Source organism: Pseudarthrobacter sulfonivorans (genome assembly GCF_014712225.1).
Classification (GTDB): domain Bacteria; phylum Actinomycetota; class Actinomycetes; order Actinomycetales; family Micrococcaceae; genus Arthrobacter; species Arthrobacter sulfonivorans.
On the sequence record NZ_JACXBW010000009.1, the window covers coordinates 201,487 to 212,967 of the forward strand.

Consider the following 11,481-nt stretch of genomic DNA (forward strand, 5'->3'; position numbering starts at 1 on the left):
AAGCCCCTATTCGTGTCTGCCCTGCGCTCCGGCGGCTGACCGCGCCACCGGGCACCAGCCCAAGTGCTTAACTATGCCGGGTCCGGGACAATTCCTGCACATGCAGGCGGCAGCGGCTTCGGCGTCCCCGCACGGATCTGCGCGGAAATGTCGTAGCCCCGCAGTAGATTGTAAGTAGCAGGGGCCGCCCTATACCCGTGCCCAGTCCGCCGAGCAGGAGACCCGAAACACCTTGCACCTCAAGAGCCTCACCGTCCGGGGATTCAAGTCGTTCGCGTCGGCCACGACGTTCGACTTCGAGCCCGGAGTCACGGCCGTGGTGGGACCGAACGGCTCCGGGAAATCCAATGTGGTGGACGCCCTGTCCTGGGTGATGGGGGAGCAGGGGGCCAAAACGCTGCGCGGCGGCAAGATGGAGGACGTCATTTTTGCCGGGACATCCGGCCGCGCACCGCTGGGCAGGGCCCACGTCTCCCTGACCATCGACAATGCTGACGGGGCCCTGCCCATTGAATACAGCGAAGTCACCATCTCCCGGACTTTGTTCCGCGCCGGGGGATCCGAATACGCCATCAACGGGGCCGCCTGCCGCCTGCTCGACATCCAGGAACTGCTCTCCGATTCCGGCTTGGGCCGGGAGATGCACGTCATTGTGGGCCAGGGGCAGCTGGACAAAGTCCTGCATGCCACCCCGGAGGACCGGCGGGGTTTCATCGAGGAAGCCGCCGGCATCCTGAAACACCGCCGCCGCAAGGAAAAAACCGTGCGCAAGCTCGAGGCCATGCAGGCAAACCTGCAGCGCCTGAACGATCTCACCGGCGAGATCCGGCGCCAGCTGACGCCGCTCGGCAAGCAGGCCGACGTGGCGCGCCGTGCCCAGCGGGTCCAGTTTGATGTCCGGGACGCGCGCGCGCGGCTGTTGGCCGATGATCTGGCCCGGGAGCGACATTCCCTGGCGCAGGACGTCGCGGATGAGGCAGCGGTGAAAGCCCGCCGGACCGCGGTGGAGGAGGAACTGGAGGCCGGGCGCCGGCAGCAGGCCGCCATGGAACAACTCGCGGCAGAGGCCACGCCCAGGCTTAACGCGGCGCGGGACACGTGGTACCGGCTGACCGCGGCGCGGGAACGCCTCCGCGCCCTTGGTTCCTTGGCCCAGGAACGCGGCCGGCTCCTGGGCGCGGTTGACGCCGAACCGTATTCGGGCAGGGACCCGGAGCAGTTGGAGCGGCAGGCCGCCCGGGTCCGGGACGAACTGACGGAGCTCGAGCGTCACATCCTCGACCGGCGCAGCGCGCTGGAGTCCGCCACGGCCGCCAAATCCGAGGCTGAACGGGCCGCGGCTGCCGAAGATCAACGGCTCACCGCTGTCCTCCGCGCCGCAGCGGACCGCCGCGAAGGCCTCGCGAAGCTGGCCGGCCAGGTGGGTGCGGCCAGGTCGCGGGTCGAGTCCGCCCAGGCTGAACTGGGCAGGCTCCGCGAGTCACTCGCCGCAGGGCAGGACCGCCGCAGCAAGGCCCAGTCCGAGTTCACCGCCCTCGAAAGCCAGGTGGCGGGCGTTGAGGAAGGCGAGGAGACCCTCGACGCCGACTACGAGGACGCCACCACCGAACTGGACGCCGTGGTCGGGGAGATTGCCGGTTTGACGGCCGCCGGAAGGGAAGCTGTCCGCGAACGCGATGCCCTGGTGGCCCGGCGTGATGCCCTGCAGCTTGGGCTCAACCGCAAGGACGGAGCGGCCCACGTGCTCGGCTCCGGCCTCGACGGCGTCGCAGGCACGCTCGCAGCGGCGCTCGCCGTTGAGCCGGGCTACGAAACGGCCATCGCGGCCGCGCTCGGCGATGCTTCCGAAGCGATTGTGGTCCGGGATCCCGCGGTGGCTGCCACCGTCGTGCAGTTGCTGAAGGAGGACGACGCCGGCCGGGCCGCCCTGCTGCTGGAATCGGCTGCACCACCGGCGCACCCCAGCCCCACGACGGCGGGTTCTTTGCCTGCTGGTGCCCACTGGGCTTTTGACCTGGTCACCGCGGGCGAGGGCCACGGGCCGGCGGTGGCGGCACTGCTGGCGGGATCCGCCATCGTCGATAGCTTTGCGGGCGCCCGCACCCTTGTCACTGAACGGCCGGACCTGACGGCCGTGACCACGGCTGGAGACATTCTGACGGCACTGACCGTCACCGGGGGCTCCGCGAAGGCGCCGTCGCTGCTTGAGGTGCAGGCCGCCGTCGACGACGCCGAAACCCGGCTCGCCGCTGTCACGGCCGATCTCGAGCGGAACCGGTTCGCCCTCGCCGGCGCCGAAGCACGGCGCACCAAAGCCCAAACCAGGGCCGACGCTGCCCTGGACAGGCTCCACGACTCGGACGCCCGGCTGGCGGCCGTCGCGGAACGGCTGGGGCATCTGAACTCGATCCTGCGCAGCGCCGTCGGCGAAAGCGACAGGCTGGCCGCGTCACTGGCCAAGGCTGAGGCGAATGTACGGACCGAGGAGGAGGCTCTTGCTGCCATCGCCGCCCGCCTGGCCGCGGCGCAGGAAGCCCCCGCCGAGGAGGAACCGTCCACGGAACAGCGCGATGCCCTGGCCCGGGCGGCATCGCAGGCCCGGTCCGCCGAGATGGAGGCGCGGCTGTCGCTCCGCAGCACCGAAGAACAACTGACAGCCACCCGGAACCGGGCCGTCTCGCTCGAACGCGCCGCCGCCACCGAACGCAAGGCCCGGGAAGAGGCAGCGGAGAGGGCACGCCGCCGGCGGCTCCAGGCGCGGCGCGCGGCCGCAGTATCTGCATGCGTGGAGCGGGCCATCCGCTTCGTCGACGTGTCCGTGGACTTGGCGCGGGAGGAACGCGATCTCGCCGAAGAGAACCGGGAACAGCGGGACCGTGAACTCCAGTCGATCAGGACAGGCAATGATTCGCTCGCCCGCGAGCTGGCGGTGCTGACTGACTCGGTCCACCGGGACGAGCTGGCCCGCACACAGCACCGGGCCCGCATCGAAGCACTGGAGACACGGTCCATCGACGAACTCGGCATCACCCCGGACGTGCTCCTGGCTGACTACGGCCCGGATGTTCCCGTGCCCGTCCCGGCGGAGGAAAAGGGCGACAAATGGGCCGCCCTCCGCACACCCGTGGATGAGGCCGGCGCGCCGATCATCGAAGGCAAGCCGTTTGTCCGGGACGAACAGGAAAAGCGCCTCCGCAAAGCCGAACGGGACCTGTCCGCACTGGGTAAGGTCAACCCCCTGGCGCTGGAGGAATTTGCGGCGCTCGAGGAGCGGCACCAGTTCCTCAGCACCCAGCTCGAGGACCTCAAGTCCAGCCGCAAGGACCTGCTGGACATCATCAAGGAAGTGGACGACCGCGTCCAGCGGGTCTTTGCCGAGGCTTTCGAGGACACCCAGGCCCAGTTCGTCCGCGTTTTTGGCCGGCTCTTCCCGGGCGGCGAAGGCCGCCTGATCCTGACCCACCCGTCAGACATGCTCACCACGGGCATTGAGGTGGAGGCCCGGCCAGCCGGCAAGAAGATCAAGCGGCTCTCGCTGCTCTCCGGCGGCGAGCGGTCCCTCACCGCCGTCGCCCTGCTGGTGGCCATTTTCAAGGCCCGGCCGTCACCGTTCTACGTGATGGACGAGGTGGAGGCGGCGCTCGACGACACCAACCTCGGCCGGCTGATCACCATCTTCGAGGAACTCCGGGAATCCAGCCAGCTGATCGTGATCACCCACCAGAAGCGCACCATGGAAGTCGCCGACGCACTCTATGGCGTCACCATGCGGGGCGACGGAGTGTCCACCGTCATCAGCCAGCGGCTCGGAGCCGACGTCTAGAGTCACCGCAGGTGGCGGCCGCTAGCGCCTGCCGCCTTTGTGAGAAGCTAGGGGAGTGAATGACATCCTCCCCATTATTCTGTCCATTGTTGCTGCCCTGGCGGTTATTGGCGGGCTGATCCCGGTCCTGATGAAGACGCGCAGGAACATCAACCAGTACCCGGGCACGCGTGACGCCAATGACCCCGTCGCCGGCGGCGGAACGCTCCTGGAGGACGCCCCCGTGGCCCCGGCGGAGCGGCAGGCGCCGGCCGGCGTCGACCTCGAAGACCTCGAAGACCTTGAAGTCACCGACGTGCCGGACGACGCGGCGGGCCTCGAAACCATCCGGGTCGAGACGCCCCTGCCGGTGGCCGGCCGCCTCACCCGCCTCCGTGAGCGCCTGGTCCGGTCCAACAACATCCTGGGCAAGGGTCTGCTTGCCCTGCTTTCCAGTGACAAGATCGACGAAAATGTCTGGGACGAAGTCGAGGAAACCCTCCTGCTGGCAGACCTGGGGACCGAACCCACAATGCAGCTGGTTGACGCCCTCCGGGAACGGGTGAAGGTCCTTGGCACCAGGACCCCCGAACAGGTCAAGGCGTTGCTCCGCGAGGAACTCATCAAGCTCGTGGATCCCACCATGGACCGCAGCCTCAACACCCAGAGGCACGGGGACAAGCCGGCCATCGTGCTGGTGGTGGGCGTCAACGGCGTGGGCAAAACCACCACGGTGGGCAAGCTCGCCCGCGTGCTTGTCGCCGAGGACAAGGACGTCCTGCTGGGCGCGGCGGACACGTTCCGCGCTGCCGCGGCCGAGCAGCTGGCCACGTGGGGACAGCGCGTGGGCGTTCCCACCGTGAAGTCCGACGTCGACGGCGCAGACCCCGCATCGGTCGCCTATGAGGCGGTCAAGGCAGGCATTGACCAGGAAGTCGACGTTGTCATGATCGACACCGCGGGCCGCCTGCAGAACAAGACCGGCCTGATGGACGAACTCGGCAAGGTCAAGCGCGTCATCGAAAAGCTGGCCGAGGTGGACGAGGTACTGCTGGTCCTGGATGCCACCACCGGCCAGAACGGCCTCAACCAGGCCCGCGTCTTTGCCGAGGTAGTGAACATCACCGGCATCGTCCTCACCAAGCTCGACGGCACCGCCAAGGGCGGCATCGTGGTTGCCATCCAGAAGTCACTTGGTGTTCCGGTCAAGCTCATCGGGCTCGGCGAGGGCGCCGATGACCTGGCTCCCTTTGACGCCGAGGGCTTTGTGGACGCCCTGCTCAACTAAGGGCTGCACCATTGAGGGGTGAGCCATCACCGCTAAGCGCACGCTTTAGCGGTGGTAGCTCACCCCTCGACGCGTTTTAGGGGTTCGCGTGTGACGGCCCAGCAGACGGCGGCCACCACCAGGACGACCCCGGTGACGCCGAACGCCCAGCCGTACCCCAGCCGGTCAGCGAGGAATCCCACCAGCACCGGCCCGGCAATCGCCCCGATGTCTGAGGTCATCTGGTAGGCGGCCAGGACCTTCCCGCCGGACCGCTCGTTCCCGATGACGTCCGCGACGGCGGCCTGCTGGGCGGGACCCAGTAGGCCGGAACCCGCTCCGGCCACGGCGGAAGCAGCCAGGAACCAGCCCAGCTCCGAGGTGAACCCGATGGCGGCCGTGGCGAGCCCGGCCACAAGCAGTCCGGCGATCATCAGCGGCTTCCGGCCCAGGCTGTCGGCCAGCCGCCCGGAAAATGTCAGCGCGGCCGCGTTTCCGCCGGCAAACACGGCCAAGGCCAGGCCTGCGGTTTCAGGTCCGGCACCCAGCGCGGCAACAGCAAAGAGCGGCACGGTGGCCATCCGCACCCCGAAGGTTGCCCAGCCATTGGCGAAGCTCGACACCAGCACCGAGCGGTAGGCACCCACTCCGAGGGCGTCGGCAAAACGCATGGCCGGGGCCCGGTCGCCGGCAGACCGCGCCGAGGATGGTGTGTGGCTGAGCTGGGTCTGCACCACGATGGCAGCAAGGACAAGTGCCGCGGCGTAGCAAAGGAACGGCACCCGCAGCCCGAAGCCGGCCAGCAGGCCGCCCACCACCGGACCCAGGACGCTGCCCACCAGGAACGCGGACGCGTAAGCACCGGACACCCGTCCCCGGCTCTCAGGCGGTGCCAGCCGGACCACAAGCGCCATCGAAGCCACGGTGAACATCACCGACCCCACTCCGCCGAGGCCGCGGAAAACCAGGAGCTGCCAGTAGTTCTGGGCGAAGGCACAGGCCGCCGTCGAGACTGCCACGATCAGCAGGCCCGACACATAAACAGGCCGTTCACCGAGGCGGCCAATGAGGGCGCCTCCGGCCGGCGCGAACACCAGCCGCATGAAAGCAAAAATGCTCACGATCACCGCGGCGGCCGTCGCCCCGACGTCGAAGGTGGTGGCAAATTGCGGCAGCACCGGCGCAACGAGCCCGAAACCGAGGGCGATAAGGAAGGCGGCGGCGAGCATCACCTTCACGTCACGCGGGAGTGCGGGCCGGTCCGGCCGGATGACGGCGAGAATCCTTGATGTGGCGCGGCTCACAGGGCGGCTGCCGTCATGATACTGGTTTCCTTGCAGGGCATTGGGCCGGGGGCCGGTGGAAGTGGTGAAACATAACCGTAACAAGCCAGATATGCACCATTTACTTCCTAGAGGTTGTTGTAACAAACCAGCAATGAAATACCTCAGCGGTAGAAACACGGCACGGACAAACTCATTTCAGGACGCAAAAGGCGTTGGCAGGCGGAACACATCCGCAGCATCGATAAGAGGGAGGACGTGCACCATGGAACTTACCGCAGGTCACGTATGGCTCATGGTGGCGGCAGCACTCGTGCTGTTCATGACACCGGGTCTGGCATTTTTCTACGGCGGCATGACACGCGCCAAAGCTGCGCTCAACATGATGATGATGAGCTTCATCTCCATCGGCATGGTCGGTGTGGTCTGGGTGCTCTGGGGCGCGTCGATGAGCTCCGGTGAAGGGTTCCTCCAGATCGTCGGAAATCCGTTCGCCACCTTCGGCCTTGAAGGCATCACCAGCCCCGACGGCCTGATCAAGGTGGGCTACGCAGCCACCTTCGCCATCATCACGGTAGCCCTCATCAGCGGCGCGATCGCTGACCGCGCCAAGTTCGGCGCATGGACCGTCTTTGTGCCTGTCTGGGTCACGCTGGTCTACTGCCCCCTGGCTTACATGATTTGGGGCGGCGGGCTGTTCGGCCCCGAGGGTGCCATTGGACAGGCGCTCGGCCCTGCCATCGACTTCGCCGGTGGCACCGTGGTCCACATCAACGCCGGTGTCGCGGCCCTCATCCTCGTTCTGATCATCGGCAACCGCCGCGGCTTCGGCAAGGACCCGAACCACCGCCCGCACAACATCCCCTTCGTCATGCTCGGTGCTGCCATCCTCTGGTTCGGCTGGTTCGGGTTCAACGCCGGTGCAGCCACCACCGCTGAGCAGGGCGGCCTGATCTGGGTCAACACCCTCGCAGCCCCGGCCGCAGCCATGCTGGGCTGGCTCGTCACCGAACGCATCCGCGACGGCCACCCCACCTCCCTCGGTGCCGCCTCCGGTGTAGTCGCCGGCCTCGTGGCCATCACCCCTGCCTGTGCCAACGTCAGCCCCGTCGGCGCCCTCGGCCTCGGTGTGATCGCCGGTGTGGCCTCCGCCCTCGCCGTCGGACTCAAGTTCCGCTGGGGCTTCGATGACTCCCTGGACGTTGTGGGGGTCCACCTCGTATCCGGCATCATCGGCACGGTTGCCCTGGGCTTCATCGCCCTCCCCACCGACGGTGTGGGCGGCGGCCTGTTCTACGGCGGCGGACCGGCCCAGCTCTGGGCGCAGCTCGCAGCAGCCGGCATTGCCATCGCCTACTCGGCCATCCTGACCTCGCTCATCGCCCTCGCCATCCACAAGACCATGGGCTTCCGCGTCTCGCAGGAGCAGGAATCAGTTGGCGTGGACCTCAGCCTGCACGCTGAGACGGCGTACGAATTCGGTGTTGGCGGGCAGGGCGGGAGCTTCCAGCCCCTCCATGAACTGATCACCGGCAAGTCACCGGCCAGTGAAGCCGAACTGTCCGGAGCCAAGAAGACAGAGCCGGCTGCCGGCAAGGAAAGCGTGGAAGCATGAAACTGATCACAGCCATCGTCCGCCCGGAGAAGCTGGAAGCGATCCGGGAAGGCCTGGAGGCCTACGGAGTCCAGGGACTGACGGTCAGCGCGGCCAGCGGGTATGGACGCCAGCGCGGCTACACCGAGGTTTACCGGGGCGCTGAATACAACGTGGACCTCCTGCCCAAGATCCGGGTGGAAGTGCTCGCCACGGACGAACAGGCTGATGACATCCTGGACGTCATCATCGCCAGCTCCAACACCGGACGCGCAGGAGATGGCAAGGTCTGGACCGTGGAAGTCTTCGAGGCAGTCAGGGTACGCACGGGAGAACGCGGCGTGGCAGCAATCTAACAGCCCTCCGCAGTGATCGCCGGCGCACCGGCGATATCAGCGGAGAGGGCGGGCAGGGAACCAGGTTCCCTGCCCGCCCTCTGCGTTAAGGCTTACTCCGCCTGCACCAAACCCGCCCAGCCCGCAGGACCCGCCGACCCGGCGTCGTACTCTTCCAGCGGTACCGTCCCGCGCTGCCAGGCCTTCAGTACCGGCTCAAGGATCCGCCAGCAGTCCTCCGCGGTGTCCCCGCGGACCGACAGCAGGGGATCGCCGTTGAGCACACCTTCCAGCACTTCGCCGTACGGCAACAGGTCCGAATCGCTGAGCTCCGCGTTCAGGGTGACCCGGCCCAGCGAGAAAATATCGCCCGGACCGTTGACGTCGACGTCGAACTGCAGCGTGTCCGGTCCGAATCCGATCCGCAGCTGGTTGGGGGAGTCGACCCCGGTGAATCCACCCGGGAGGTGCGGGACCGGGAGGAACGTGACCACGGCCTCCTTGCGTTTGGTGCCGAGGGCCTTGCCGGAACGCAGGATGAAGGGGACTCCCTTCCAGCGCCAGTTGTCGATGTCCACCTGGACCTCCGCCAAGGTTTCCGTTTCCCGGCCTGCATCCACACCCTGCTCCCTGGCGTAGTCCGGGACTTTCTTCCCCCCGATCGAACCCGCCGTATACCTGGCGCGGTGCGTGGACGTGGCGTAGGGCGCGCTGATGCTGCTGGCCCGCAGGACCGTTGCCACCGCGTCGCGCAGGTCGCGCTCGCCGATGGTAGCCGGCGGCTCGATGGCCAGCAGCGCCATGATCTGCAGGAGATGGCTCTGGATCATGTCCCGCAGGGCCCCGGCGGAGTCGTAATACCGTGCACGCCCCTCCAGTGCCAGGTCCTCGTCGAAGATGATCTCCACCTTCGCCACGTGTTCACGGTTCCAGACGGGCTCAAGGAAATTGTTCGCGAAGCGCAGGCCCAGGATGTTCAGTACCGTTGCTTTCCCCAGGAAATGGTCCACCCGGTGGATGTGGTCCTCCGGGACCAGCCCCGCCAGCGTGTGGTTCAGGGAGCGGGCCGAGGCCTCACTGGAGCCAAAAGGCTTCTCCATGACCAGCCGGGTGCCGGGCGGTACCTGGTCGCGGTGCAGGGACTCGCAGGCCAGTTGGCTGATCCGGGGCGGCAAAGCGAAGTAGATGGCGGTGGGGCCTTCCAGGCCGGCCAGCAACGCTGCCAGCGCTCCGTTCGCGGTGACATCAACCTGATGGTAGGCCGTGGTTTTCTCCACAGCGTTGAGTGCTTTTCTTCCGGCAGCGTCCGCCTCCTTCGACGCAGCGGCGAAGGCTTCGTGGACCCGGGCCTGCCACTGGTCCGGGGTCCAGGCATCGGAGCCGGCGCCCACCAGGTTCAGTCCCTCGGCGCGACCCTTCGCCACCAGCCGGGCCAGGCCCGGAAGGAGCAGGCGGCCGGTCAGATCCCCGGAGGCACCCAGGATGAGCAGGGTTTTTACACTCGTTTGGCTCGTCACCTTGCCAGCATGCCATCATGCATGCCCGTCTTGGTACCCTAGATAGTCGAGTCCCCCCTGTAACTCCACTGAAAGAAGTGCGCGGCGCGTGTTCAATTCACTCTCTGACCGGTTGACAGCAACCTTCAAGAACCTCCGTGGCAAGGGCCGCCTCACCGAGGCTGACGTTGATGCCACAGTCCGCGAGATCCGCCGTGCCCTCCTGGATGCCGACGTTGCCGTGCCCGTGGTGCGGGAGTTCACCGCCCGCGTCCGTGAGCGTTCCCTGGGGGCTGAGGTATCCGGGGCGCTGAACCCCAGCCAGCAGATCGTGAAGATCGTGAACGAGGAACTGGTGGAGATCCTCGGCGGCGAGACCCGCCGCATCCGCCTGGCCAAGACCGGCCCCACCATCATCATGCTCGCCGGCCTGCAGGGCGCGGGCAAGACCACCCTTGCAGGCAAGCTCTCCAAGTGGCTCAAGGCCCAGGGGCACAGCCCCATGCTGGTGGCGTGCGACCTCCAGCGCCCCAACGCCGTCACCCAGCTCCAGGTGGTGGGCAAGCGTGCCGGCGTGCCCGTCTTTGCGCCGCACCCCGGAGCCACCTCCGAACTTGACCACCCCGCCGGTGACCCTGTCGCCGTCGCCCGTGCCGGCGTCGAGGAAGCCCGCCAGAAACTGCACGACGTTGTCATCGTCGACACCGCCGGCCGCCTGGGTGTCGACGCCGAGATGATGGAGCAGGCGCGCCAGATCCGCCGCGCCATCGTCCCCAATGAAGTTCTTTTTGTGATCGACTCCATGATCGGCCAGGACGCCGTGAACACGGCGATGGCGTTCGATGAAGGCGTCAACTTCACGGGCATCGTGCTGTCAAAGCTCGACGGCGACGCCCGCGGCGGTGCCGCACTTTCGGTTGCGTCGGTCACCGGCAAGCCGGTGATGTTCGCGTCCACCGGTGAAGGTGTGGACGACTTTGAGCTCTTCCACCCGGACCGGATGGCCTCCCGCATCCTGGACATGGGTGACGTCCTCACCCTGATCGAGCAGGCAGAAAAGAACTGGGACAAGGACGAAGCAGCCCGGATGGCGAAGAAGTTCGCCGACCAGGAAGACTTCACCCTGGACGACTTCCTGGCCCAGATGCAGCAGATCCGCAACATGGGCTCCATGAAGAAAATGCTCATGATGATGCCCGGCGCGCAGAACATCCGCCAGCAGCTCGAAAACTTCGACGAGCGTGAGATCGACCGCGTCGAGGCGATCGTCCGCTCCATGACGCCGCACGAGCGCGTGGCACCGAAGATCATCAACGGCTCCCGCCGCGCCCGCATCGCCAGGGGTTCGGGGGTGCACGTGTCCGAGGTCAACGGCCTGCTGGAGCGTTTCGCCCAGGCCCAGAAGATGATGAAGAAGATGGCCCAGGGCGGCGGCATGCCCGGAATGCCTGGTATGCCCGGCATGGGCGGGCCCGGTGGCGCACGGAAGAATGGCAAGAACGCCCCGAAGAAGAAGGCGCGTTCCGGCAACCCGGCCAAGGCAGCCCAGGAGCTCAAGGATGCCGAGGCCCGGCGCGCCGGTGCGGCGAAGGCCCTGCCGACGGGCGCGGCATTCGGCCAGCAGGCCGGCGACTTCGATCCCTCGCAGCTGAACCTGCCCAAGGGCTTCGACAAGTTCCTCGGCAAGTAACCACCACCCGCCCG

General features: G+C 67.2%; 7 protein-coding genes. 5 read left to right on the plus strand and 2 right to left on the minus strand.

The annotated features are described in order from the left end of the window. The first annotated feature begins 232 nt into the window (after window positions 1-232). Both smc and ftsY read left to right on the plus strand, forming a co-directional pair. Window positions 233-3,823, plus strand: coding sequence for a chromosome segregation protein SMC (smc, locus tag IAQ70_RS13495; protein WP_190989818.1), 3,591 nt, complete (start codon window positions 233-235; stop codon window positions 3,821-3,823). A gap of 55 nt (window positions 3,824-3,878) precedes the next feature. Next, complete coding sequence (gene ftsY, locus IAQ70_RS13500) at window positions 3,879-5,090, plus strand: signal recognition particle-docking protein FtsY (protein WP_190989819.1); 1,212 nt, start codon at window positions 3,879-3,881, stop codon at window positions 5,088-5,090. 59 nt (window positions 5,091-5,149) lie between these two features. Here ftsY and IAQ70_RS13505 read toward each other — a convergent pair whose 3' ends face one another. Next, window positions 5,150-6,298, minus strand: a complete 1,149-nt coding sequence (locus IAQ70_RS13505) for an MFS transporter (protein ID WP_190989858.1) — start codon at window positions 6,296-6,298, stop codon at window positions 5,150-5,152. Window positions 6,299-6,617: 319 nt separating this feature from the next. Between IAQ70_RS13505 and IAQ70_RS13510 the strand changes: the two genes are divergently transcribed. After that, window positions 6,618-7,967, plus strand: coding sequence for an ammonium transporter (locus tag IAQ70_RS13510; protein ID WP_190989820.1), 1,350 nt, complete (start codon window positions 6,618-6,620; stop codon window positions 7,965-7,967). After that, window positions 7,964-8,302 (plus strand): P-II family nitrogen regulator, encoded by a 339-nt coding sequence (locus IAQ70_RS13515; protein WP_190989821.1) that lies wholly within the window; start codon window positions 7,964-7,966, stop codon window positions 8,300-8,302. Before IAQ70_RS13510 ends, IAQ70_RS13515 begins: the two co-directional genes overlap by 4 nt. Before the next feature lie 92 nt (window positions 8,303-8,394). Here IAQ70_RS13515 and IAQ70_RS13520 read toward each other — a convergent pair whose 3' ends face one another. Further along, window positions 8,395-9,798, minus strand: coding sequence for a glucose-6-phosphate dehydrogenase (locus IAQ70_RS13520; RefSeq protein ID WP_190989822.1), 1,404 nt, complete (start codon window positions 9,796-9,798; stop codon window positions 8,395-8,397). An 88-nt stretch (window positions 9,799-9,886) separates the two neighbouring features. Between IAQ70_RS13520 and ffh the strand changes: the two genes are divergently transcribed. Beyond that, window positions 9,887-11,467 carry a signal recognition particle protein gene (ffh, locus tag IAQ70_RS13525; RefSeq protein ID WP_190989823.1) on the plus strand — a complete coding sequence of 527 codons (1,581 nt, stop codon included), beginning with the start codon at window positions 9,887-9,889 and terminating at the stop codon, window positions 11,465-11,467. Window positions 11,468-11,481 lie beyond the last annotated feature (14 nt).

Coding starts and splice junctions, on each gene's coding strand:
- IAQ70_RS13510 (WP_190989820.1), top strand. CDS start 6,618: ATGGAACTTACCGCAGGTCACGTATGGCTCATGGTGGCGGCAGCACTC.
- IAQ70_RS13515 (WP_190989821.1), top strand. CDS start 7,964: ATGAAACTGATCACAGCCATCGTCCGCCCGGAGAAGCTGGAAGCGATC.
- IAQ70_RS13505 (WP_190989858.1), bottom strand. CDS start 6,298: ATGCTCGCCGCCGCCTTCCTTATCGCCCTCGGTTTCGGGCTCGTTGCG.